Annotated in this window: 19 protein-coding genes, 8 tRNA genes, 4 rRNA genes and 1 other annotated feature; all 31 genes read left to right on the top strand. The window is 44.2% G+C overall.

Annotated features, from left to right (window positions below; translation table 11 throughout):
- The first annotated feature begins 105 nt into the window (after window positions 1–105).
- Window positions 106–222: ribosomal RNA gene (gene rrf / locus ABFG93_RS11095) — 5S ribosomal RNA — on the top strand.
- Between the two features lie 9 nt (window positions 223–231).
- Window positions 232–307 (top strand) — tRNA-Val (locus ABFG93_RS11090).
- 33 nt (window positions 308–340) lie between these two features.
- Window positions 341–416 (top strand) — tRNA-Thr (locus ABFG93_RS11085).
- Between the two features lie 17 nt (window positions 417–433).
- Window positions 434–509, top strand: a tRNA-Lys gene (locus ABFG93_RS11080).
- 7 nt (window positions 510–516) lie between these two features.
- A tRNA-Leu gene (locus tag ABFG93_RS11075) sits at window positions 517–601 on the top strand.
- Between the two features lie 3 nt (window positions 602–604).
- Window positions 605–679: transfer RNA gene (locus ABFG93_RS11070), tRNA-Gly, on the top strand.
- A gap of 19 nt (window positions 680–698) precedes the next feature.
- Window positions 699–775: transfer RNA gene (locus ABFG93_RS11065), tRNA-Arg, on the top strand.
- 30 nt (window positions 776–805) lie between these two features.
- Window positions 806–882: transfer RNA gene (locus ABFG93_RS11060), tRNA-Pro, on the top strand.
- 7 nt (window positions 883–889) lie between these two features.
- A tRNA-Ala gene (locus ABFG93_RS11055) sits at window positions 890–965 on the top strand.
- A 168-nt stretch (window positions 966–1133) separates the two neighbouring features.
- Window positions 1134–2684, top strand: a 16S ribosomal RNA gene (locus ABFG93_RS11050).
- A gap of 268 nt (window positions 2685–2952) precedes the next feature.
- Window positions 2953–5882 (top strand): 23S ribosomal RNA (locus ABFG93_RS11045).
- A gap of 155 nt (window positions 5883–6037) precedes the next feature.
- Window positions 6038–6154: ribosomal RNA gene (gene rrf, locus ABFG93_RS11040) — 5S ribosomal RNA — on the top strand.
- The 16S, 23S and 5S rRNA genes sit together here with 8 tRNA genes alongside, the layout of an rRNA operon.
- A gap of 468 nt (window positions 6155–6622) precedes the next feature.
- The gene (locus ABFG93_RS11035) at window positions 6623–7084 is read left to right on the top strand and encodes a CtsR family transcriptional regulator (RefSeq protein WP_347548121.1); all 462 of its coding nucleotides are present in this window, start codon (window positions 6623–6625) and stop codon (window positions 7082–7084) included.
- A gap of 36 nt (window positions 7085–7120) precedes the next feature.
- Entirely contained in the window at window positions 7121–7657 is a 537-nt protein-coding gene (locus tag ABFG93_RS11030) for a UvrB/UvrC motif-containing protein (RefSeq protein ID WP_347548120.1), read from the top strand.
- Entirely contained in the window at window positions 7657–8754 is a 1098-nt protein-coding gene (locus tag ABFG93_RS11025) for a protein arginine kinase (protein WP_347548119.1), read from the top strand. Before ABFG93_RS11030 ends, ABFG93_RS11025 begins: the two co-directional genes overlap by 1 nt.
- Window positions 8751–11192, top strand: coding sequence for an ATP-dependent protease ATP-binding subunit ClpC (gene clpC / locus ABFG93_RS11020; RefSeq protein WP_347548118.1), 2442 nt, complete (start codon window positions 8751–8753; stop codon window positions 11190–11192). Before ABFG93_RS11025 ends, clpC begins: the two co-directional genes overlap by 4 nt.
- Before the next feature lie 226 nt (window positions 11193–11418).
- On the top strand, window positions 11419–12792 hold the full coding sequence (radA, locus tag ABFG93_RS11015) for a DNA repair protein RadA (RefSeq protein ID WP_347548117.1): 1374 nt from the start codon (window positions 11419–11421) through the stop codon (window positions 12790–12792).
- Window positions 12793–12795: 3 nt separating this feature from the next.
- A complete protein-coding gene (gene disA / locus ABFG93_RS11010; RefSeq protein ID WP_347548116.1) occupies window positions 12796–13857 on the top strand; it encodes a DNA integrity scanning diadenylate cyclase DisA in 1062 nt (353 codons plus the stop codon).
- A gap of 160 nt (window positions 13858–14017) precedes the next feature.
- A complete protein-coding gene (locus ABFG93_RS11005) occupies window positions 14018–15115 on the top strand; it encodes a PIN/TRAM domain-containing protein (RefSeq protein ID WP_347548115.1) in 1098 nt (365 codons plus the stop codon).
- Between the two features lie 25 nt (window positions 15116–15140).
- A complete protein-coding gene (ispD, locus tag ABFG93_RS11000) occupies window positions 15141–15833 on the top strand; it encodes a 2-C-methyl-D-erythritol 4-phosphate cytidylyltransferase (protein WP_347548114.1) in 693 nt (230 codons plus the stop codon).
- Window positions 15833–16306 (top strand): 2-C-methyl-D-erythritol 2,4-cyclodiphosphate synthase, encoded by a 474-nt coding sequence (gene ispF, locus ABFG93_RS10995; protein WP_347548113.1) that lies wholly within the window; start codon window positions 15833–15835, stop codon window positions 16304–16306. Before ispD ends, ispF begins: the two co-directional genes overlap by 1 nt.
- A gap of 68 nt (window positions 16307–16374) precedes the next feature.
- Complete coding sequence (gene gltX / locus ABFG93_RS10990) at window positions 16375–17844, top strand: glutamate--tRNA ligase (RefSeq protein WP_347552816.1); 1470 nt, start codon at window positions 16375–16377, stop codon at window positions 17842–17844.
- Window positions 17845–17859: 15 nt separating this feature from the next.
- Window positions 17860–18090 (top strand) — a binding site (T-box leader).
- A 111-nt stretch (window positions 18091–18201) separates the two neighbouring features.
- Window positions 18202–18858 (top strand): serine O-acetyltransferase, encoded by a 657-nt coding sequence (gene cysE / locus ABFG93_RS10985; protein WP_347548112.1) that lies wholly within the window; start codon window positions 18202–18204, stop codon window positions 18856–18858.
- Window positions 18848–20248 (top strand): cysteine--tRNA ligase, encoded by a 1401-nt coding sequence (gene cysS / locus ABFG93_RS10980; RefSeq protein ID WP_347548111.1) that lies wholly within the window; start codon window positions 18848–18850, stop codon window positions 20246–20248. The genes cysE and cysS overlap by 11 nt, the downstream gene beginning before the upstream one ends.
- A gap of 2 nt (window positions 20249–20250) precedes the next feature.
- Complete coding sequence (locus ABFG93_RS10975; protein WP_347548110.1) at window positions 20251–20670, top strand: Mini-ribonuclease 3; 420 nt, start codon at window positions 20251–20253, stop codon at window positions 20668–20670.
- A complete protein-coding gene (gene rlmB / locus ABFG93_RS10970; RefSeq protein ID WP_347548109.1) occupies window positions 20663–21409 on the top strand; it encodes a 23S rRNA (guanosine(2251)-2'-O)-methyltransferase RlmB in 747 nt (248 codons plus the stop codon). The genes ABFG93_RS10975 and rlmB overlap by 8 nt, the downstream gene beginning before the upstream one ends.
- Window positions 21410–21412: 3 nt before the next feature.
- Window positions 21413–21922, top strand: a complete 510-nt coding sequence (locus tag ABFG93_RS10965) for an NYN domain-containing protein (protein WP_347548108.1) — start codon at window positions 21413–21415, stop codon at window positions 21920–21922.
- A gap of 181 nt (window positions 21923–22103) precedes the next feature.
- Window positions 22104–22688 (top strand): RNA polymerase sporulation sigma factor SigH, encoded by a 585-nt coding sequence (gene sigH / locus ABFG93_RS10960; protein WP_347552815.1) that lies wholly within the window; start codon window positions 22104–22106, stop codon window positions 22686–22688.
- Between the two features lie 258 nt (window positions 22689–22946).
- Window positions 22947–23096, top strand: coding sequence for a 50S ribosomal protein L33 (gene rpmG / locus ABFG93_RS10955; protein ID WP_347548107.1), 150 nt, complete (start codon window positions 22947–22949; stop codon window positions 23094–23096).
- Window positions 23097–23187: 91 nt separating this feature from the next.
- Complete coding sequence (gene secE, locus ABFG93_RS10950) at window positions 23188–23382, top strand: preprotein translocase subunit SecE (RefSeq protein WP_347548106.1); 195 nt, start codon at window positions 23188–23190, stop codon at window positions 23380–23382.
- Window positions 23383–23461: 79 nt separating this feature from the next.
- Complete coding sequence (gene nusG, locus ABFG93_RS10945; RefSeq protein WP_048313308.1) at window positions 23462–23995, top strand: transcription termination/antitermination protein NusG; 534 nt, start codon at window positions 23462–23464, stop codon at window positions 23993–23995.
- Window positions 23996–24028: the final 33 nt, after the last annotated feature.

The following is a 24028-nucleotide window of genomic DNA, read 5'->3' as shown; positions in this document are numbered from 1 at the left end:
AAAACGTTGTACGTGCTATCTAGTTTTCAGGGAATACCTGAAACAAGGAAGTTTGATTAAGGTGCACCACGTCCTGTGGTGAACATTGAACTAACATCCTGTTAGTCTAGTGACGATGGCGAAGAGGTCACACCCGTTCCCATGCCGAACACGGAAGTTAAGCTCTTCAGCGCCGATGGTAGTTGGGGGATCTCCCCCTGCAAGAGTAGGACGTTGCCAGGCTTATATAGTGGAGGATTAGCTCAGTTGGGAGAGCATCTGCCTTACAAGCAGAGGGTCGGCGGTTCGAGCCCGTCATCCTCCACCATATTTTCTATATAACCCGAAGGTTACATATATTGCCGGTCTAGCTCAATTGGTAGAGCAACTGACTTGTAATCAGTAGGTTGGGGGTTCAAGTCCTCTGGCCGGCACCAGCTTTTCTTAATGAAAAGAGCCATTAGCTCAGTTGGTAGAGCATCTGACTTTTAATCAGAGGGTCGAAGGTTCGAGTCCTTCATGGCTCACCATGTATTTGCGGGTGTGGCGGAATTGGCAGACGCGCTAGACTTAGGATCTAGTGTCTTACGACGTGGGGGTTCAAGTCCCTTCACCCGCACCAATTGCGGAAGTAGTTCAGTGGTAGAACATCACCTTGCCAAGGTGGGGGTCGCGGGTTCGAATCCCGTCTTCCGCTCCATATTTTAATAGAATATTTTGCGCCCGTAGCTCAATTGGATAGAGCGTCTGACTACGGATCAGAAGGTTAGGGATTCGACTTCTCTCGGGCGCACCATTTTACATTTGTATAATTATCTTCTTTAGACGGGAAGTAGCTCAGCTTGGTAGAGCACTTGGTTTGGGACCAAGGGGTCGCAGGTTCAAATCCTGTCTTCCCGACCATCTAAATGGGGCCTTAGCTCAGCTGGGAGAGCGCCTGCCTTGCACGCAGGAGGTCAGCGGTTCGATCCCGCTAGGCTCCACCAAATTTTCTTAAAGATATTGTTGACATCGACAAATCATACATGTTATGATGATCTAGTCGCTGAAAACGACATTGAAATAAAAATCGATCTTTGAAAACTGAACGAAACGCCATGTAAGTAGTTGTTTCTACGGAAACAAACATTGTTTTAAAAGCTAGATTAAGCTTTCTATCGGAGAGTTTGATCCTGGCTCAGGACGAACGCTGGCGGCGTGCCTAATACATGCAAGTCGAGCGAAGATTTGGGAGCTTGCTCCTAAATCTTAGCGGCGGACGGGTGAGTAACACGTGGGCAACCTGCCCTGCAGACTGGGATAACTCCGGGAAACCGGAGCTAATACCGGGTAATACATCGCACCGCATGGTGCAATGTTGAAAGTTGGCCTCTGGCTAACACTGCAGGATGGGCCCGCGGCGCATTAGCTAGTTGGTAAGGTAATGGCTTACCAAGGCGACGATGCGTAGCCGACCTGAGAGGGTGATCGGCCACACTGGGACTGAGACACGGCCCAGACTCCTACGGGAGGCAGCAGTAGGGAATCTTCCGCAATGGACGAAAGTCTGACGGAGCAACGCCGCGTGAGTGACGAAGGCCTTCGGGTCGTAAAGCTCTGTTGTTAGGGAAGAACAAGTACCGTTCGAATAGGGCGGTACCTTGACGGTACCTAACCAGAAAGCCACGGCTAACTACGTGCCAGCAGCCGCGGTAATACGTAGGTGGCAAGCGTTGTCCGGAATTATTGGGCGTAAAGCGCGCGCAGGCGGTCCTTTAAGTCTGATGTGAAAGCCCACGGCTCAACCGTGGAGGGTCATTGGAAACTGGGGGACTTGAGTGCAGAAGAGGAGAGTGGAATTCCACGTGTAGCGGTGAAATGCGTAGATATGTGGAGGAACACCAGTGGCGAAGGCGGCTCTCTGGTCTGTAACTGACGCTGAGGCGCGAAAGCGTGGGGAGCAAACAGGATTAGATACCCTGGTAGTCCACGCCGTAAACGATGAGTGCTAGGTGTTGGGGGGTTCCACCCTCAGTGCTGAAGTTAACACATTAAGCACTCCGCCTGGGGAGTACGACCGCAAGGTTGAAACTCAAAGGAATTGACGGGGGCCCGCACAAGCAGTGGAGCATGTGGTTTAATTCGAAGCAACGCGAAGAACCTTACCAGGTCTTGACATCCTCTGACAATCCTGGAGACAGGACGTTCCCCTTCGGGGGACAGAGTGACAGGTGGTGCATGGTTGTCGTCAGCTCGTGTCGTGAGATGTTGGGTTAAGTCCCGCAACGAGCGCAACCCTTGATCTTAGTTGCCAGCATTCAGTTGGGCACTCTAAGGTGACTGCCGGTGACAAACCGGAGGAAGGTGGGGATGACGTCAAATCATCATGCCCCTTATGACCTGGGCTACACACGTGCTACAATGGACGGTACAAAGGGCAGCAACACCGCGAGGTGAAGCGAATCCCATAAAGCCGTTCTCAGTTCGGATTGCAGGCTGCAACTCGCCTGCATGAAGCCGGAATTGCTAGTAATCGCGGATCAGCATGCCGCGGTGAATACGTTCCCGGGCCTTGTACACACCGCCCGTCACACCACGAGAGTTTGTAACACCCGAAGTCGGTGGGGTAACCTTTATGGAGCCAGCCGCCGAAGGTGGGACAAATGATTGGGGTGAAGTCGTAACAAGGTAGCCGTATCGGAAGGTGCGGCTGGATCACCTCCTTTCTATGGAGAATTACGAGGTAACATTGGTTACCAACCTTACATGAGCGTTTCGTTTAGTTTTGAAAGAATGATTTACTTCTTTCAAAACAGGCTAGTCGAAGAAGCAGCAATGCCGATTCGAGTGATAGCCATGTTCCTTGAAAACTAGATAGCATAAACAACGACATCCAATAATTATTATTTTTTTGCGTTAAATCTTTAGTAGTTAGTCACATCTAACGATGTGCATCGACGAAGTTAGAAGCGTTAAGCGACTAATGTAGTCTAAGGTTAAGCTACTAAGGGCGCACGGTGGATGCCTTGGCACTAGAAGCCTAAGAAGGACGGGACGAACACCGATATGCTTCGGGGAGCTGTAAGTACGCTTTGATCCGGAGATTTCCGAATGGGGGAACCCACCATCCGTAATGGGATGGTATCCATTTCTGAATACATAGGGAATGGAAGGCAGACCCGGGGAACTGAAACATCTCATTACCCGGAGGAAGAGAAAGCAAATGCGATTTCCTGAGTAGCGGCGAGCGAAACGGAATCAGCCCAAACCAGAGGGCTTGCCCTCTGGGGTTGTAGGACGTCTCTTTGGAGTTACAAAGGCACGGATAGACGAAGCGACCTGGAAAGGTCCATCACAGAAGGTAACAATCCTGTAGTCAAAATCCGCTGCCCTCCGAGACGGATCCTGAGTACGGCGGGACACGTGAAACCCCGTCGGAATCTGGGAGGACCATCTCCCAAGGCTAAATACTCTCTAGTGACCGATAGTGAACCAGTACCGTGAGGGAAAGGTGAAAAGCACCCCGGAAGGGGAGTGAAAGAGAACCTGAAACCGTGTGCCTACAACTAGTTGGAGCCCGTTAATGGGTGACAGCGTGCCTTTTGTAGAATGAACCGGCGAGTTACGATCCCGTGCAAGGTTAAGCTGATAAGGCGGAGCCGCAGCGAAAGCGAGTCTGAATAGGGCGACAGAGTACGTGGTTGTAGACCCGAAACCGGGTGATCTACCCATGTCCAGGGTGAAGTTCAGGTAACACTGAATGGAGGCCCGAACCCACGCATGTTGAAAAATGCGGGGATGAGGTGTGGGTAGCGGTGAAATGCCAATCGAACCCGGAGATAGCTGGTTCTCTCCGAAATAGCTTTAGGGCTAGCCTCGCGGCAAGAATCTTGGAGGTAGAGCACTGATTGGACTAGGGGTCCTTACCGGATTACCGAATCCAGTCAAACTCCGAATGCCAACGATTTATCCGCGGGAGTCAGACTGCGAGTGATAAGATCCGTAGTCGAGAGGGAAACAGCCCAGACCACCAGCTAAGGTCCCAAAGTATACGTTAAGTGGAAAAGGATGTGGCGTTGCTTAGACAACCAGGATGTTGGCTTAGAAGCAGCCATCATTTAAAGAGTGCGTAATAGCTCACTGGTCGAGTGACGCTGCGCCGAAAATGTACCGGGGCTAAACGTATCACCGAAGCTGTGGATTGTCTTACGACAATGGTAGGAGAGCGTTCTAAGGGCTGTGAAGTCAGACCGAAAGGACTGGTGGAGCGCTTAGAAGTGAGAATGCCGGTATGAGTAGCGAAAGACAAGTGAGAATCTTGTCCGTCGAAAGCCCAAGGTTTCCTGAGGAAGGCTCGTCCGCTCAGGGTTAGTCGGGACCTAAGCCGAGGCCGAAAGGCGTAGGCGATGGATAACAGGTTGATATTCCTGTACCACCTCCTTTCCGTTTGAACGACGGGGGGACGCAGGAAGATAGGGAGAGCGCGCTGTTGGAAATGCGCGTCCAAGCGATTAGGCTGGTGAATAGGCAAATCCGTTCACCGTGAAGGCTGAGTCGTGATGGCGAGGGAAATTAAGTACCGAAGTCCCTGATTCTACACTGCCAAGAAAAGCCTCTAGTGAGGAAAGAGGTGCCCGTACCGCAAACCGACACAGGTAGGCGAGGAGAGAATCCTAAGACGATCGGGAGAACTCTCGTTAAGGAACTCGGCAAAATGACCCCGTAACTTCGGGAGAAGGGGTGCTTCCTCGGGTGAATAGCCCAGGGGAGCCGCAGTGAAAAGATCCAAGCGACTGTTTAGCAAAAACACAGGTCTCTGCAAAGCCGTAAGGCGAAGTATAGGGGCTGACACCTGCCCGGTGCTGGAAGGTTAAGAGGAGGGGTTATCCCTTACGGGAGAAGCTCTGAATCGAAGCCCCAGTAAACGGCGGCCGTAACTATAACGGTCCTAAGGTAGCGAAATTCCTTGTCGGGTAAGTTCCGACCCGCACGAAAGGTGCAACGACTTGGATACTGTCTCAACGAGAGACCCGGTGAAATTATAGTACCTGTGAAGATGCAGGTTACCCGCGACAGGACGGAAAGACCCCATGGAGCTTTACTGTAGCCTGATATTGGATTTTGGTACAGCTTGTACAGGATAGGTAGGAGCCATAGAAGTCGGACCGCCAGGTTCGATGGAGGCGTCGGTGGGATACTACCCTGGCTGTACTGACATTCTAACCCAGCACCGTGATCCGGTGCGGAGACAGTGTCAGGTGGGCAGTTTGACTGGGGCGGTCGCCTCCTAAAGTGTAACGGAGGCGCCCAAAGGTTCCCTCAGAATGGTTGGAAATCATTCGCAGAGTGTAAAGGCACAAGGGAGCTTGACTGCGAGACCTACAAGTCGAGCAGGGACGAAAGTCGGGCTTAGTGATCCGGTGGTTCCGCATGGAAGGGCCATCGCTCAACGGATAAAAGCTACCCTGGGGATAACAGGCTTATCTCCCCCAAGAGTCCACATCGACGGGGAGGTTTGGCACCTCGATGTCGGCTCATCGCATCCTGGGGCTGAAGTAGGTCCCAAGGGTTGGGCTGTTCGCCCATTAAAGCGGTACGCGAGCTGGGTTCAGAACGTCGTGAGACAGTTCGGTCCCTATCCGTCGCGGGCGCAGGAAATTTGAGAGGAGCTGTCCTTAGTACGAGAGGACCGGGATGGACACACCGCTGGTGTACCAGTTGTTCCGCCAGGAGCATAGCTGGGTAGCTACGTGTGGAAGGGATAAGTGCTGAAAGCATCTAAGCATGAAGCCCCCCTCGAGATGAGATTTCCCACAGCATTAAGCTGGTAAGATCCCTTAGAGATGATGAGGTAGATAGGTTCGGGGTGGAAGCGTGGCAACACGTGGAGCTGACGAATACTAATCGATCGAGGGCTTAACCTAAAAACGAAAAGCGAAGTGAGCCGTTTGGCTCACGGACCTGGACATATTGGAAAACGTTGTACGTGCTATCTAGTTTTCAGGGAATACCTGAAACAAGGAAGTTTGATTAAGGTGCACCACGTCCTGTGGTGAACATTGAACTAACATCCTGTTAGTCTAGTGACGATGGCGAAGAGGTCACACCCGTTCCCATGCCGAACACGGAAGTTAAGCTCTTCAGCGCCGATGGTAGTTGGGGGATCTCCCCCTGCAAGAGTAGGACGTCGCTGGGCAACTGAAAGAAAGTCAGAGATCAATAGGGTCTCTGGCTTTTTTGTATGGTTTAATTGAAAGCATTTAGCTAATTAATCCCCTTTAAACCAGAATCGCGGATAAACCTACTATTTCTTGAGTACAAGAACCTCATCCGCCATCTTCTTCAGGTAAATCTGCCCCCTATCACCATACCATCATATTTGTCTTTTCCACATATAAAACCCAAATAAGAAGTTAGCATTGCGTTTGAGTAGGGTATTCATACTAAATAGTAAGAATGCTCACTAGATCTATCTAAGCTAAAGACTAATAAACAAATTCATATAAAAAGAGAATTATGAGTCTTTAAACCAGCAGAATTGGTAAAGCTTTAATAAGAGGCAGGTGATAAGCGTGTCTCTTTGCAATCCATATTAAACGCGTTATAATATACTCAACGTCAAATATAGTCAAAGTCAGTATGGGGACGGAGAGGAGGGAACTAAGTGAGGAATGTTTCCGATATAATCGAAGCTTACTTAAAAAAGATATTAACCGTCGATGGCAGGGATGCAGTTGAAATTAAGCGAAGTGAGATTGCAGATAAATTTCAGTGTGTTCCCTCGCAGATTAATTATGTAATCAACACACGCTTTACGATTGAAAAGGGTTATATTGTGGAAAGTAAGAGAGGTGGAGGGGGTTATATAAGAATTGTTAAAGTTAAACCCGAAACCCATGCTGATTTAATCAATGAGATGCTTAATATCGTAAAAAATCAGGTTCCCCAAGTAGTTTCTGAAAATATTATCCTTCGTTTGCTTGAAGAAGAGGTAATTTCGGAACGAGAAGCGAAGTTAATGTTAAGCGTACTTGATCGTACTGTTATTACTATAGAGTTACCATTACGAGATCATTTACGAGCTAATATGTTACGTGCCATGCTCACAGCTTTAAAATATAAATAATAATGATTATGCAGGATTGATGAGGAGGGTTGCCTTATGACGTGTCAGGAATGTGGTGAGCGCCCTGCTACGCTTCATTTCACTAAAATAATTAATGGTAAAAAAACAGAATTTCATATATGTGAAAAGTGTGCTAAAGAAAAAGGTGAAGCTGAGCCAGGCACTAACCACTTCTCTATCCATAACTTATTATCGGGATTACTTAATTTTGAAACTCCAATTGGCGAAAGCCCTGCCCAGTCGTTTTACAGTGAAGAGCAGGCCCATTGCCCAAAATGTGGGTTAACGTATCAGCAATTCACTAAAATTGGTCGGTTTGGCTGTTCTGAGTGTTACAAAACCTTCGAGGACAAACTCGATCCCATACTTAAAAAAGTGCATGGAGGAAACATGGCTCATGCAGGGAAAGTACCTAAACGAACTGGAGCAGCCATTGAAATCGAGCGTGAAGTTCAGAATCTCCGCAGTAAGATGAAAGAATATATCCACAATGAAGAGTTTGAAAAAGCTGCGGAAACAAGAGATTTAATTCGTTCCCTTGAACAAAAAGCATCACGGGGAGGGGGAGAATAATGTCACTTCAGCGATTTATCAGTGAAGCCGTAAGTCCATGGATGAAAGATGAAGGACCTGATTCTGACATTGTCATGAGTAGTCGTGTCAGATTTGCTCGTAATCTAAAGGATTACGTCTTTCCGATCATTTCTAATCCAGAGCAAAACTTAGAAGTTATTAAAGAAGTTAGAAGCCAATTTCATGATGCTCCTGATGAACAAATTGGAGATCTTGAATTAATTGAGATGGAAGCTTTAAAACCGATTGAAAAACGCGTTCTCGTTGAGAAGCATCTGATCAGCCCTAACCTCATTGAGCATTCTAAGAATGGAGCAGTTCTGCTAAGCGAAAATGAAACAGTTAGCATCATGATTAACGAGGAAGACCATTTTCGTATCCAGTGTCTTGTAGCTGGATTTGAGCTCAAGAAAGCGCTCAAGCTCGCTAATTCCCTTGATAATTGGATTGAGAGTAAAGTTGATTATGCTTTTGATGAACGAAGAGGGTACTTGACCAGCTGTCCGACGAATGTAGGAACTGGAATGCGTGCTTCAGTCATGTTGCATTTACCAGCGCTTGTTTTAACCCAGCAGCTGAATCATATTATCCCTGCTATTAATCAACTTGGGCTAGTCGTGAGAGGTAGTTATGGAGAAGGAAGCGAAGCATTGGGTAATATTTTTCAAATCTCCAATCAGATAACTCTGGGTAAAACAGAAACTGATATTATTGAAGATTTACAAGGTGTTGTTATGCAAGTCATTGAGAAAGAAAGAGCTGCGAGACGGGTTCTCCTTGATAACTCCAGGATTGAACTCGAGGACCGTATCTATCGTTCACTTGGTGTTCTTGAAAACAGTAGAATTATACAGTCTAAAGAAGCAGCAAAATGCCTCTCAGATGTTCGAATAGGAATCGATATGGGACTTGTAAAAGGGTTATCTAAATCTATTCTAAATGAGCTGTTAATTTTAACGCAGCCTGGCTTTCTTCAGCAATATGCTGGTGCGAGCCTTACCCCAACAGAACGAGATATTAAACGTGCTACATTAATTAGAGAGCGACTTGAACTTGAATATCAACTATCGAAGAAATCGGAGGGTGATGAACAATGATGTTTGGACGATTTACAGAACGTGCCCAGAAAGTACTTGCTTTAGCACAGGAAGAGGCGATTCGTCTCGGTCATAACAACGTAGGCACAGAGCATATCCTTCTTGGTTTAATACGCGAAGGTGAAGGGATTGCTGCCAAAGCGTTAACAGCACTTGGTCTTGGCTCTGAGAAGATCCAGAAGGAAGTTGAGAAGCTTATTGGACGCGGACAGGATTCCGTTCAATCGATACATTATACGCCTAGAGCCAAGAAAGTAATCGAGCTGTCTATGGATGAAGCTCGTAAACTCAGTCACTCTTACGTAGGTACAGAGCATATTCTTCTTGGCCTTATTCGTGAAGGTGAAGGCGTTGCAGCTCGTGTTCTAAACAACCTTGGTGTAAGCCTTAATAAAGCGCGTCAGCAAGTACTTCAATTACTAGGTAGCAATGAAAGCTCTTCATCTAGTCATCAAGCTGGTGGAGCAAGTGCAAATACGCCTACCCTTGATAGCCTTGCGAGAGATTTAACAGTCATCGCTCGTGACAATGGGCTTGATCCTGTTATTGGTCGTAGTAAGGAAATAGAACGAGTGATCGAAGTATTGAGCCGCCGTACGAAGAATAATCCTGTCCTAATCGGTGAGCCAGGGGTTGGTAAAACAGCGATCGCGGAGGGTCTAGCGCAACAAATCATCAATAATGAAGTACCAGAAACGCTTCGAGATAAGCGCGTTATGACACTCGATATGGGAACAGTTGTAGCAGGTACGAAATACCGAGGTGAATTTGAAGATCGTTTGAAAAAAGTAATGGACGAAATTCGTCAGGCCGGTAATATTATTCTTTTCATTGATGAACTACACACACTAATTGGTGCGGGTGGTGCAGAAGGTGCAATCGATGCGTCGAACATCCTTAAACCAGCGCTTGCACGTGGTGAACTCCAATGTATTGGTGCTACAACACTGGATGAGTACCGTAAGTATATCGAAAAGGATGCAGCCTTAGAGCGCCGCTTCCAGCCGATACAGGTCAATGAGCCTACAAGTGATGAATCTGCTTTAATCCTTAAAGGATTGCGCGATCGTTATGAGGCACACCACCGTGTAACGATTACAGATGATGCAATTGATGCTGCTGTTAAGCTATCAGACCGTTACATTTCTGACCGTTTTTTACCTGATAAAGCAATTGACTTAATTGATGAAGCTGCTTCTAAAGTACGCCTTCGCTCATATACAGCACCACCGAATCTGAAAGAGCTTGATAAGAAGCTTGAAGAAGTTCGTAAAGAAAAAGACGCAGCTGTACAAAGTCAGGAATTTGAAAAAGCAGCTTCTCTTCGTGATTCCGAGCAGCGATTACGCGAGCAGTTGGAACAGACGAAGAAAGAATGGAAAGAAAAGCAGGGGAAAGAAAATCAAGAAGTGACACCTGAGGACATTGCAATTGTTGTTGCAAACTGGACCGGTATTCCTGTTTCCAAGCTTGAAGAACAGGAAACGGAACGTCTGTTGAAAATGGAAGATATTCTTCATAACCGTTTAATTGGCCAAGAAGAAGCAGTCAAATCGATATCGAAAGCCGTTCGCCGTGCTCGTGCAGGTTTAAAAGATCCAAAACGCCCTATTGGCTCATTCATTTTCCTTGGACCAACAGGTGTAGGTAAAACAGAACTTGCTCGTGCCGTTGCAGAAACACTGTTCGGTGAAGAGGATTCAGTAATCCGAATCGATATGTCTGAATACATGGAGAAACATTCTACCTCACGTCTTGTAGGTTCACCTCCAGGCTATGTTGGATACGAAGAAGGCGGACAATTAACTGAAAAAGTACGTCGAAAGCCATACTCAGTTATTTTACTTGATGAGATAGAAAAAGCTCACCCTGACGTGTTTAACATTTTGCTACAGGTACTAGAAGATGGGCGTTTGACAGATTCCAAAGGACGGGTCGTTGATTTCCGTAACACGGTTGTGATCATGACTTCAAACGTTGGAGCAAGTACACTTAAACGTAATAAATACGTTGGATTTACTACTGGATCAGAAGGTCAGGAATACCAGGATATGAAGGGTAAAGTGATGGATGAGTTGAAGAAAACATTCCGTCCAGAATTCTTAAACCGTATTGATGAAATTATTGTGTTCCATTCTCTTGAGAAGAGACACTTAAAAGAAATCATTGTGCTTATGGTAAATCAGCTTAAAGCTCGTTTATCTGACCATGGAATTGACTTCGAGTTAACGGATCCTGCACTCGATAAAATTTCCGAAGAGGGTTACGATCCGGACTATGGTGCTCGTCCGCTTCGAAGATCGCTTCAGCGCCATATCGAAGATCGCCTATCTGAAGAATTATTAAAAGGTAACATTGAAAAAGGTCAACGTGTAAAAATCGATTATAAGAATAACGATTTCGTGGTAGAAACGCTATCTGAAGCTACATCATCTTAGAAGTGGAAAACCGGAAGGCTGTTGTCTTCCGGTTTTTTTTATATTTTGAAGAATGGTTCTTGGTATTATAGGGAATGGGTATGAAGTAGAATGAGATATGGTTAGGTTCCTGCTAGCCAGAAGTTGTTCTGAAATCTAAAATTATTTTGAGTTCATAAGACCTCGAAAATTATGATAAAATGAACGCACTAGCTATATACGGAGATTTTGAAAGTGAGGACAGCAAATGGCGAAGAAAAAAACGAAATTCATGTGTCAGGATTGCGGCTATGAATCTCCAAAGTGGATGGGAAAATGTCCGGGATGTCATCAGTGGAACACGATGGTGGAAGAGTTTGTACCAGCTGATAACGATCGAAGAAGATTTGTAACCCCAAATGAGGGAGTAACGGGTAAACCAACGTCTATCCGTCATATTCAAAAGGAAATGGAACCTCGTATATACACGAAGATCACTGAACTTGATCGTGTGCTTGGAGGTGGGGTAGTTCCAGGTTCACTCGTACTTGTTGGTGGAGACCCTGGTATTGGTAAATCAACTCTTTTACTACAAACATCTTCCAAACTTGCTGAACAGGATCATCCTGTACTATACATATCAGGTGAAGAGTCAGTTAAGCAGACAAAGCTCCGTGCGGATCGACTCGGAATAGATGCAGAAAAACTTTATGTATTAGCGGAGACGGATCTTGAGTATATTAGTAAAGCAATTGAAGAAATAAACCCCCAGCTTGTGATTATCGACTCGATCCAGACGATTTTCCGATCTGAAGTGACTTCAGCACCGGGAAGTGTATCCCAGGTTCGGGAGTGTACTTCACAGCTTATGAGAATTGCTAAAACGAGAGGAATTGCAATTTTTATTGTAGGCCACGTTACGAAGGAAGGGTCTATTGCGGGACCGCGCCTTCTTGAACATATGGTAGATGCAGTGCTTTATTTTGAAGGGGAAAGACATCATACGTTTCGCATCCTGCGCGGGGTCAAGAACCGTTTTGGATCAACAAATGAGATAGGTGTGTTCGAGATGAAAGAAGAGGGTCTTGAAGAAGTCCTGAACCCATCTGAAATTTTCCTCGAAGAGCGTTCGTCAGGCTCGGCAGGCTCTACTGTAGTGGCATCGATGGAGGGGACACGGACCGTTTTGGTAGAGATACAGGCCCTTATTTCACCAACTAGCTTCGGGAATCCAAGAAGGACGGCTACAGGGATTGACCATAACCGGGTTTCACTTTTGATGGCTGTTCTTGAGAAACGTGTTGGACTCCTTCTGCAGAATCAAGATGCTTATTTGAATGTAGCTGGCGGAGTAAGGCTTGATGAGCCGGCGATTGATCTTGCAATAGCTGTTTCAATTGCATCGAGCTTTAGAGATAAACCAACTCGTCCATCAGATATCGTAGTAGGAGAGATTGGTCTTACAGGAGAGATTAGACGGGTGTCTCGAATTGAACAGCGAGTGATCGAAGCGGCAAAACTCGGTTTTGAACGTGCGATTATTCCAAAGAAAAATATTGGTGGATGGACATTCCCTGAAGGGATTCAGGTTATCGGTGTCCAAACTGTAGATGAAGCACTAAAGGAAGCGTTGGGAGGATAGGGAATGGAAACGGATAAGCACCAGGAAGTGATCAATGAAATACTGAAAATAGTAGCCCCAGGTACACAGCTGAGACATGGAATTGATAATATTCTCCGAGCCAAAACGGGTGGACTAATTGTTGTTGGCTATGATGGTAAAGTACAGGATCTTGTGGATGGTGGATTCTCAATTGAATGTCGATTCACACCAGCTTATTTATATGAACTTGCCAAGATGGATGGAGCCATCATATTAAACAAAGATGCCTCGAGAATTCTTTATGCGAATACGCAACTCATTCCTGAGACGTCCATTTCATCAAGTGAAACCGGTATCCGTCATCGAACGGCTGAACGAGTTGCCAAGCAAACAGGCAATCTAGTTATTTCGATCTCCCAAAGGCGAAACGTGATCACGCTTTACCAGGGGAACATTCGCTACTCTCTTAAAGAAATCGGCGTTATTCTCACAAAAGCCAATCAGGCGATGCAAACACTGGAAAAATATAAATCTGTTCTTGATCAGGGCATTACCGATCTTGGAGCACTTGAATTTGAAGAACTTGTTACCCTGCAAGAAGTAACGCAGGTGATCCATCGCATTGAAATGGTGCTTCGCATTAAGAAGGAAATATTAAATTATATTAATGAACTTGGCACAGAAGGCCGACTCATTAGTATGCAAATGGAGGAACTCGTTTCTAACCTTGAAGCTGAAGCGAAGTGGTTGATCGGTGATTATGTAAAGGAAGTCGACGAAACACCTGCTGATGTGATGAAGCGGCTGAAGAAACTTACGAGTGATGACCTCCTTGAGGATAATGCAATCATGAGAATATTAGGCTATCAGGATCAGAACGAAAATGTGACACCGAGAGGCTATCGTATTCTACATAAGATTCCGCGGTTACATTCAAATATCATTGAGAATCTAGTTGATAGCTTTGAAAATCTTAACGCCATATCTAAGGCGACCATTGAAGAATTGGATCATGTAGATGGAATAGGAGCCATTCGAGCGAAGAAAATTAAAGATGGATTGAAACGAATTCAGGAACAACTGTTTATAGACCGGCATATTTAGAGCGATGAAATAGACAATCGATAGGGGCTGTGCTAATCTATAATTAATTTATAGTGATAAAAGCTAACCTATAATCATACTATAAATTTCGCAAACTTCAAGGTTAGACGTTTCAATTTTAATAAATTGTTTATAATGATAAAAGGAGGTGAAAACGTCAATGATAAAGTGGATTGTACAGTTGTTTTTTATCATTTTAGGCGGAGCGCTGGGCTTAGTATATTTACCAGATTTAATACAATTACTCAATATAGGGGATCTCCCGACGGTTTTTAGTAATTCTTATGCAGGTGCTGTAATAGGAGCTGTTCTATTTTTTCTAGCAACTTTTTGGGTGACAGATTATATTGTGGATTTTATTCGTCTTATTGAAGAAAAAGTTGTTAAGGCACCGGTTGGAGACGTACTATTTGGATCAATTGGACTGATTATTGGACTTATAGCTGCATTTTTAATTAACGTATCTCTGGATAAAATCAATCTCCCTGTCGTAAGTAATGTTCTGCCAATTTTTATTTCTGTACTCTGTGGTTATTTTGGGTTTCAAATTGGGTTCAAAAAACGTGATGAGCTCATTAACTTATTCAGTAACAACAAAAGCAAAGATAAGAAGAAGGACACGGATGAAGACGAAATTGATGCAGGCTCTTCTAAGTTAAAAATTCTTGATACGAGTGTTATTATTGATGGGCGGATTGCGGATATTTGTCAGACTGGCTTTCTTGAAGGAACACTGGTTATCCCGCAATTTGTTCTCGAGGAATTGCAACACATTGCTGATTCATCTGATGTTTTAAAACGAAATCGCGGTCGTCGTGGTCTTGATATTCTGAATAAGATTCAAAAAGAGCTGGAAGTAAATGTAGAGATTTATGAAGGTGATTTTGAAGAAATTCAGGAAGTGGATAGTAAACTTGTAAAGCTAGCCAAGCTAGTTAGCGGAATGGTTGTGACGAACGATTTTAATTTGAATAAGGTTTGTGAACTTCAAAAGGTTCAAGTTTTGAATATTAATGACCTTGCTAACGCGGTTAAACCGGTTGTTCTTCCGGGTGAAGAGCTTAACGTCCAGGTTATTAAGGATGGAAAAGAATACAACCAGGGTGTAGCCTATCTTGATGATGGTACAATGATCGTAGTTGAAGAGGGTAGAAACTATATTGGTAAAACAATCGATGTACTTGTAACGAGTGTGCTGCAAACATCAGCAGGGCGGATGATTTTCGCCAAGCCCAAATTGCTTGAAAAAGCGCTCTAAGAGATAGGTGACGGGGGTTCTAGACTTGAAGTATTCAGTAGTCATTCCTGCAGCCGGGCAGGGGAAACGGATGAACGCAGGAAAGAACAAACAGTTTATCATGCTTGATGGAAAGCCGATAATCGTTCATACGATATCGGTTTTTCAAAGTGATGATCGGTGTGAAGAGATTGTACTTGCGGTTAATGAGCGGGAACATGATGATTTCAGGACACTGATCAAAGAATACAATCTTACGAAAGTGAGTCGAGTTGTGACTGGTGGAAAAGAACGCCAGCAGAGTGTTTATGAAGGACTCAAGGCACTTGAAGGAGATAAAGTTGTGCTAATCCATGATGGTGCCCGGCCTTTTTTTACCCATCAAGTAGCTCGGAAAGTCGCGAAAGCAGCTGAATATTATGATGGTGCAATAGTAGCTGTGCCTGTTAAGGATACAGTGAAACAGGTGGATGATTTGACGGTTCAGAAAACAATTGATCGATCAAGCTTGTGGGCAGTGCAGACTCCGCAGGCTTTTCGTCTTTCGGTTATTAAGGAAATTCATAAGTGGGCAGAAGAAAACGAGATTATTGGAACGGATGATGCCAGTCTCGTAGAAATGAATGGACGAGCCGTGCATGTTATACAAGGTGATTATTGGAACGTAAAGTTAACCACACCTGAGGATTTAATTTTTGCGAGAGCCATTTTACGGGAGAAGAAAGAGAGTGAAGTGTAATGCGAATTGGTCATGGTTTTGATGTTCACAAGTTAGTTGAAAATCGTCCATGCATTATCGGGGGTATCACGATTCCATTTGAAAAAGGACTACTCGGTCATTCAGATGCAGACGTTTTGCTTCATGCGGTGGCAGATGCATGTCTTGGTGCGATAGGTGAAGGGGATATCGGGAAGCATTTCCCTGATACGGATGAAGATTTTAAGGATGCTGATTCGAAAGAGCTTCTACGCCATGTATTTCAAATCGTAAAGGAAAAAGGTTATGCGCTTGGAAACGTCGATTGTACGATTATCGCTCAGCTTCCAAAAATGGCCCCACATATTACAGCGATGCGGGAAGTTGTTGCAGAATTACTAGAAGCAGATCTAACTCAAGTAAATGTGAAAGCAACGACCTCTGAAAAGCTAGGATTTACAGGGAGAGGCGAAGGGATCGCAGCTGAAGTTGTTATATTGCTTCAAAGTGCTTGACCGATAATTTGACTCTAATGGTAAAATAATAAGACAGTAGAAGATAAAAATTGATGGTGGTGGATATGATGGAAAACGAAGTTAGGGTGCGTTATGCCCCAAGTCCAACTGGTTACTTACATATTGGGAATGCGCGAACGGCATTATTTAATTATTTATTTGCTAGAAGTCAGAACGGTAAATTTATTATTCGAATTGAGGATACAGACCAGACACGTAATGTCGAGGGTGGTGTTGAAAACCAGCTTGATTACTTGAAGTGGCTTGGAATGGACTGGGACGAAAGCATCGATAAAGAGGGAGGGTATGGCCCATATACGCAGATGGAGCGTCTGGATCTTTATACTGATCATACAAAAGAGATTCTTAATAAAGAGCTTGCATACAAGTGCTACTGCACTGAAGACGAGCTCGAAGCTGAACGTGAAGCGCAGCGTGCGCGTGGTGAAATGCCTCGCTATTCCGGCAAATGTCGTCATTTAACGGCTGATCAGCGCGAGAAGCTAGAAGCAGAAGGTCGACAGCCGAGTATTCGATTTGCGGTACAACGCGATAAGGAATACGCTTTTGATGATATCGTGAAAGATCGCGTTTCATTTGAGTCAAATGGTATTGGTGATTTTGTTATTGTGAAGAAAAATGGCATTCCAACTTACAACTATGCAGTTGCAATTGATGACCATCATATGAGAATTTCTCACGTTTTACGTGGGGATGACCATATTTCTAATACACCGAAACAGCTGATGATTTACGAAGCTTTCGGTTGGGAACCACCTAAATTTGGTCACATGACCCTAATTGTGAATGATCAGAAGAAAAAACTAAGTAAGCGGGATAAATCGATTGTTCAGTACATTGAACAGTACCATGATCTCGGCTTCCTTCCAGAAGCGCTATTTAACTTTGTTACGCTTCTTGGTTGGTCTCCTAAAGGAGAAGAAGAATTGTTTACAAAGGAGCAGCTTGTTGACATTTTTGATCCAGAGCGACTTTCAACTTCCCCTGCAGTATTTGATTCACAAAAACTATACTGGATGAATAATCAGTATATTAAAGAAGCGAGTCTTGATCGTGTAGTTGAGCTAGCTCTTCCACATCTGATTGAAGCAGGTAAGTTTCCGCTTGAGATGACGGCAGAACAAAAGGACTGGGCAAAAGAGCTTATTGGACTTTATCAAGAGCAGCTCCATTATGGAAGAGAAATTGTCGAGCTTACTGAGTTGTTCTTTAAGCAGGAAATTCAGTATAATGAAGAAGCAATGGAAGTTCTAAATGAAGAGCAAATCCCTGAAGTGATGCAGGGCTTTCTTGATCAGCTTGAAGGAATTGATGAGTTTGAGCCGTCTGCGATTAAGTCGGCGATCAAAGCAACTCAAAAAGCAACAGGGCATAAAGGGAAAAAGCTATTCATGCCTATTCGCGTCGCAACGACTGGTGAAACACATGGTCCTGAACTTCAGCAGGCGATTGCACTGCTTGGAAGAGAAGCTGTTAATGCCCGCTTGAATCAGGTTCTTAACATGACTAAGGCATAGAATTATAAAGATTTAATACAATCGTTGAAGAGGAGAAGTAAATGAGTGCGTCCTTTATAGAGAGAGCTGCCCCCGGCTGAAAGCAGCTTAAGAACACACTCATTGAAATGCACCTCAGAGTCTCCTGCAGAAAAATCTTCGGATAAGTAGGTAGGGGCGGTGCCGCCGTTATAGGTGCAAGGAATTTTCTTGGTGATTTTAAGGAAATTCGAAGCAGAGTGGAACCACGCGATGAGCGTCTCTGTGTGATGGAAAGTCACACAGAGACGCTTTTTTTAATGAGTTAGTTTCCATCCGAATGAATTGCAATGGAGATCTATTTTATTGTGTATGAGAAGAAGGAGGGGTGTAAAACGTATGTGGAAGACACTTAAACAGGATGTCGATGTCGTATTTGATCAGGATCCTGCAGCTAGAAGTTATTTTGAAGTTATTTTAACTTATGCGGGCCTTCATGCGATATGGTCACATAGGATCGCTCATTGGTTCTGGAAGAAAAAGTTCTTCTTTCTAGCAAGAGGGGTTTCGCAAATCAGTCGTTTTTTTACAGGAATTGAAATTCATCCTGGTGCCACCATCGGGGAGAGGTGTTTCATTGATCACGGAATGGGTGTGGTCATTGGAGAGACATGCGAAATCGGGAATAACGTGACTCTCTTTCAAGGGGTAACCTTAGGTGGAACCGGAAAAGAAAAAGGAAAACGTCATCCGACCCTTGAGGACAATACTCTTGTTGCGACAGGTGCGAAAATACTCGGTTCGATCACAATTGGAGAGAATTCTAAAGTAGGGGCCGGATCTGTTGTTCTCCAGGATGTGCCGATAAATTCGACAGTTGTTGGAATACCAGGACGCGTCGTTATTCAAAATGGGGTAAAGGTTCCTCATAACCTTGATCATCATAAAATGCCGGACCCGGTAGCAGATAAATTCAAACAGATGGAAAAAGAATTGCTTACATTAACAGAAGAAATGCGAAAGCTAAGAATGAGGAGTGAAAGTCATGGCGATTAAGCTATACAATACATTGACGCAACAGAAAGAAACTTTTCAGCCCATTGAAGAGGGGAAAGTAAGAATGTATGTGTGTGGTCCGACCGTTTACAATTACATTCATATTGGGAACGCACGTCCTGCAATCGTGTTTGATGTTGTGCGTCGGTACCTTGAATATCGCGGTTATGATGTTCATTATGTATCCAATTTCACAGATGTGGATGATAAATTGATTCGTGCTGCAAAAGAACTTGGGGAAGAGGTTCCGGATGTCGCAGAGCGTTTCATTGGAGCGTATCACGATGATACTGGAGCGCTCGGCGTGAAAAAGGCAGATGAACATCCAAGGGTTACGGAAAACATGGATGAAATTATCGACTTTATCTCAGCGTTGATTGAGAAAAGTTTTGCGTATGAATCAGAAGGAGATGTTTATTTCCGCACCCGCCAATTCGAAGGGTATGGAAAACTTTCTCATCAGTCAATCGACGAATTAAAGCTTGGTTCACGGATTGTTGTTGGAGAAAAAAAAGAAGACCCGCTTGATTTCACACTCTGGAAAGCAGCTAAAGAAGGCGAAATTTCATGGTCGAGCCCATGGGGAGAAGGGCGCCCGGGCTGGCACATTGAATGCTCAGCTATGGCACAGAAATATCTTGGATATACAATTGACATTCATGCAGGCGGGAAAGACCTTGCATTTCCTCACCATGAGAATGAAGTAGCGCAGACGGAAGCCCTCACAGGGCACACATTTGCGAATTACTGGCTTCATAACGGGTATATCAATATCAACAACGAAAAAATGTCCAAATCGCTAGGGAATTTTGTATTGGTACATGACTTAATTAAACAACATGACCCTGAAGCGATTCGATTCTTCATGCTATCGGTGCATTATCGAAATCCAATTAATTTTAATCACGAGCTACTCGAAAGCGCAAAAGCAGGATTAGTGCGAATCAAGGATACGGTTGAAAACCTTCATCACCGTTTGCAAAACAGCGCAGATCTCGGTGAAGAGGTTGAAGGCTGGAAAGATAAGATCGCCGGGTACCGCAATCGTTTTGTAGCTGAAATGGATGATGACTTCAATACAGCTAATGCGATTTCAATTTTGTTTGAGCTTTCAAAAGAAGCGAACCTCTATCTTCAGGAAGCGCATTCGTCGAAAGAGGTACTTGATCTGTTTATCGAACGCTTTGTAGATTTTGGTTCTGTACTTGGTGTTTCATTTACGGAAGAAGAGGCACTTCTTGATAAGGACATTGACCAGCTAATTGAAGAACGAAATGAAGCGAGAAAACAAAGGGATTTTAGCAGAGCGGACGAAATTCGTGATGAGCTAAAAGAACAGGGCATTCTTCTTGAGGACACACCTCAGGGCGTTCGCTGGAAGAGGGTATAAAGATGAAGGAATTAGATGTTAAACAGCTTAATTCACTGGCGCTCGCTTATATGGGTGATTCAGTAATTGAAATCAATGTACGAAAACGACTCCTTGCTCTTGGTCATATTCGACCGAATCAACTTCATCGAACTGCAACGAAGTATGTATCTGCTAAAGCGCAGGCTGCATTCTTGCACCAGGTTCTGAAACAGGAAATGCTGTCAGAGGAAGAAGCCGGGGTTGTGCGAAGAGGGCGTAATGCAAAGTCAGGAACGGTACCCAAAAACACAAGCGTGAGTACGTACAAATATTCAACGGCTCTTGAAGCATTGTTTGGATACCATTACCTGCAGGGAAATGAAGAAAGAGTAGATGAGCTACTGAATGAGCTATACAAATTCGTAGAACAACCGAAGAAAGAAGTGAAATCTGATGGATAAAGAATTTATAGTGGGACGTAACGCTGTGCTTGAAGCACTTCGATCCGGACATGAGATTAACAAGATCTGGATTAACGAAGGTTCTCAAAAAGGTCCGCTTCAAACGCTGATACAGAAAGCGAAAGAACAGAACGTACTCGTACAGTTTGTACCAAAGCGAAAGCTTGAGCAATTATCAGGGGAAAGCAACCATCAGGGAGTGGTTGCCTCGATTGCGGCTTATGAGTATGCGGACATTGAGGACTTGTTTAAGAAAGCTGAAGAGGCAGGTCAGCCACCATTATTTCTCATTCTCGATGAAATAGAAGATCCTCACAACCTTGGGTCTATTCTAAGAACAGCTGATTCTGCTGGAGCTCATGGCGTGATTATTCCAAAGCGAAGGGCTGTAGGGCTGACGTCTACAGTCGCTAAGTCTTCTACGGGCGCTATAGAATACATCCCTGTTGCACGTGTAACAAATCTGGCGCGTACGATGGATGAATTAAAGGAGCGGGGAATTTGGTTTGTAGGTACAGATGCAAAAGGCGGACAGGATTATCGGGAAGCTGATTATGACATGGGAATTGGTCTTGTCATAGGAAGTGAAGGAAAAGGGATGGGTCGACTTATTAAAGATAAGTGCGACTTCCTTGTAAGTCTCCCAATGGCAGGGAAGGTTACATCGCTTAATGCATCTGTAGCGGCTGGATTAATGATGTATGAGGTTTATCGCCAACGTCACCCTCTGGGGGAATAAGTTATGGATGTGCTGCTAGTTGATGGTTATAACATCATAGGTGCCTGGCCAGAACTTCGGTCATTGAAAGAGAAGGACTTTAGCAAAGCTCGCGAGCTCCTGATCGAAAAGATGGCCGAATATCAGGCATATTCAGGCTACCGGGTGATCGTTGTTTTCGATGCTCACTTGTCACACGGAATCGAGAAAAGACATAGCCAGTACCGGGTAGAAGTGATATATACACGTGAAAATGAGACGGCTGATGAGCGAATAGAAAAAATGGCAAGAGAACTTAAAGGAATTCGGACCCAAATTCACGTGGCCACATCGGATTATACGGAGCAATGGGCAATTTTTGGACAGGGCGCATTAAGAAAATCTGCACGAGAACTTTTTAATGAAATGCAGCGAATTGAAAAGGGAATTGAGAAAAGAGTAGATACCGAGAATCGTAAAAATCGCTCGTCAGGACTGTATTTATCAGAAGAAATTAGTGAAATATTCGAAAAATGGCGAAGAGGCGGTAAATAGTAGGTTGACGATTTTTCGACATGTACTGTATAATATTTCTATATAGCGTACTGGTCGGGGGGAACGCATATTGAGTATAGTAGACCTCAAAGAAAGCACGGTAAATCAAGAACAACTGACAGTGGACCAAAGGCACCTGGAACATGTAGCTTTCGATCAGCTTGATGATGAACTGCTAGTTATGATGGTTCATGAAGGTCACAGTAGAGCGTTGGAACATTTGATTACGAAGTACAAAAATTTCGTACGCGCTAAAGCGAGGTCGTATTTTCTCATTGGAGCAGACCGGGAAGATATCATTCAAGAAGGAATGATTGGTCTCTACAAAGCCATTCGTGATTTTAGAGGAGACAAGTTCTCATCTTTTAAAGCGTTTGCCGAATTGTGCATCACCCGGCAGATGATTACAGCTATCAAAACCGCAACAAGGCAAAAGCACATTCCGCTTAACTCTTATGTATCACTTGATAAGCCAATTTACGATGAAGAGTCTGATCGGACTTTACTTGATGTCATTTGCGGAACTAAAGTAACTGATCCTGAAGAATTAATTATTAATCAAGAAGAATTCGATGATATTGAACTTAAAATGTCTGAAATTTTGAGCGATTTAGAACGGAAAGTTCTTATGCTTTACCTTGATGGGCGTTCGTACCAGGAGATTTCGGTTGATTTGAATCGCCATGTAAAATCGATTGACAATGCCCTGCAACGAGTGAAACGAAAGTTAGAGCGGTATCTGGAGCTTCGTGAAGTTAGCCTTTGATAATGGACATGCTTTAAATTGTAATGGGAGAACAGGGGGAGTTTCCCCTGTTTTTTTCTTTGGCTTGCCTCCTCTGGCTTTATTGACACGTCGAAACGCGCTGTGATAAAGTGATAAAAGTAATAATGTCAATTTTTTGTTAGGTTTGTAGGAACGTCACAGAGTTACTGAACGTTTTTTTATTTTGGTCTTTTTTAGTTTAAGAGAGCTTATTTAAAATACAAACTTCACATTTGCGCGGTTTAGGAAGGTGTCATAATGCGAAAAAAGGCAGTACTAGCATGTGTTCAATGCAATAGCCGAAACTATACAACAACGAAAAACTCACAGACAAGCCCGTCCCGCATCGAAGTTAAGAAGTATTGCAAACACTGTGATGAGCATACTACTCATCGCGAAACGAAGTAATGCCTTACAGGGTCGTTTGCCAATGTGGCGAACCACATAAAAATAGATTCTCGGGGGAGTTTTCCGCCAGATTAATTGGGGGTAGCAAGTAATGGCAAGTATTGTTCAACGTTCTGGTAAGTTCTTTCGTAATGTGGCAAGTGAAATGAAGCGGGTGAGCTGGCCGACTCGTAAAGAATTAACACGTTATACAATTGTCACGGTTATGACAGTTATCTTTATAGCGATATTCTTTGCGGTGATTGACCAGGGGATTTCCTCGCTAATCCGCCTCATTTTAGGATAAATCGTTATAAATTTTCATTCACAAGGTTAGAATGAAAGAGTAAATGAGCTGGGGAGGGAAGGACAACAGTCCTGCATATATGGAAAAAAGATGGTATGTTGTTCATACGTACTCGGGGTATGAAAACAAAGTAAAAACCAACCTTGAAAAAAGGGTTGAAACAATGGGCATGACGGATAAGATCTTTCGTGTACTCGTCCCGGTAGAAGAAGAAACAGAAATCAAGAATGGCAAGAAAAAGACAGTTATGAAAAAAGTCTTTCCTGGCTATGTTATTACCGAAATGGTTATGACAGATGATTCATGGTACGTTGTGAGGAATACACCTGGCGTAACTGGTTTCGTAGGTTCAAGCGGGGCGGGATCCAAGCCGACTGCACTTCTTCCTGAAGAAGTGGAATCACTTCTTAAACAAATGGGAATGGAGCAACCGAAAGCGGATGTTGACTTTGAACTAAAAGAAAAAGTGAAAGTTAAAGAAGGTCCATTTGCTGACTTTGTTGGTTCTGTTGAAGGCATTGATACAGATAAAGGCAAAGTGAAAGTGCACGTAAATATGTTTGGCAGAGAAACACCTGTTGAGCTTAATTTCGGCCAAGTTGAGAAGTTCTAACAGAAAAGTTCTTGCTTAACTTTTCGATTAATG

This window comes from Pseudalkalibacillus hwajinpoensis (assembly GCF_039851965.1).
In the GTDB taxonomy this organism is placed as follows: domain Bacteria; phylum Bacillota; class Bacilli; order Bacillales; family Guptibacillaceae; genus Guptibacillus; species Guptibacillus hwajinpoensis_E.
Note: the sequence above shows the minus strand (reverse complement) of the source record. Positions and strands in the feature narration are given on the sequence as shown.

Bases quoted from the DNA above. Each gene is read 5' to 3' on its own strand.
- ABFG93_RS11030 (WP_347548120.1), top strand. From the start codon at position 7,121: ATGACGTGTCAGGAATGTGGTGAGCGCCCTGCTACGCTTCATTTCACT.
- secE (WP_347548106.1), top strand. From the start codon at position 23,188: ATGGCAAGTATTGTTCAACGTTCTGGTAAGTTCTTTCGTAATGTGGCA.
- sigH (WP_347552815.1), top strand. From the start codon at position 22,104: ATGATGGTTCATGAAGGTCACAGTAGAGCGTTGGAACATTTGATTACG.
- ABFG93_RS11005 (WP_347548115.1), top strand. From the start codon at position 14,018: ATGATAAAGTGGATTGTACAGTTGTTTTTTATCATTTTAGGCGGAGCG.
- rlmB (WP_347548109.1), top strand. From the start codon at position 20,663: ATGGATAAAGAATTTATAGTGGGACGTAACGCTGTGCTTGAAGCACTT.
- gltX (WP_347552816.1), top strand. From the start codon at position 16,375: ATGGAAAACGAAGTTAGGGTGCGTTATGCCCCAAGTCCAACTGGTTAC.
- ABFG93_RS10965 (WP_347548108.1), top strand. From the start codon at position 21,413: ATGGATGTGCTGCTAGTTGATGGTTATAACATCATAGGTGCCTGGCCA.
- clpC (WP_347548118.1), top strand. From the start codon at position 8,751: ATGATGTTTGGACGATTTACAGAACGTGCCCAGAAAGTACTTGCTTTA.
- rpmG (WP_347548107.1), top strand. From the start codon at position 22,947: ATGCGAAAAAAGGCAGTACTAGCATGTGTTCAATGCAATAGCCGAAAC.
- radA (WP_347548117.1), top strand. From the start codon at position 11,419: ATGGCGAAGAAAAAAACGAAATTCATGTGTCAGGATTGCGGCTATGAA.
- ABFG93_RS11025 (WP_347548119.1), top strand. From the start codon at position 7,657: ATGTCACTTCAGCGATTTATCAGTGAAGCCGTAAGTCCATGGATGAAA.
- ispF (WP_347548113.1), top strand. From the start codon at position 15,833: ATGCGAATTGGTCATGGTTTTGATGTTCACAAGTTAGTTGAAAATCGT.
- cysS (WP_347548111.1), top strand. From the start codon at position 18,848: ATGGCGATTAAGCTATACAATACATTGACGCAACAGAAAGAAACTTTT.
- nusG (WP_048313308.1), top strand. From the start codon at position 23,462: ATGGAAAAAAGATGGTATGTTGTTCATACGTACTCGGGGTATGAAAAC.
- disA (WP_347548116.1), top strand. From the start codon at position 12,796: ATGGAAACGGATAAGCACCAGGAAGTGATCAATGAAATACTGAAAATA.
- ABFG93_RS10975 (WP_347548110.1), top strand. From the start codon at position 20,251: ATGAAGGAATTAGATGTTAAACAGCTTAATTCACTGGCGCTCGCTTAT.
- cysE (WP_347548112.1), top strand. From the start codon at position 18,202: ATGTGGAAGACACTTAAACAGGATGTCGATGTCGTATTTGATCAGGAT.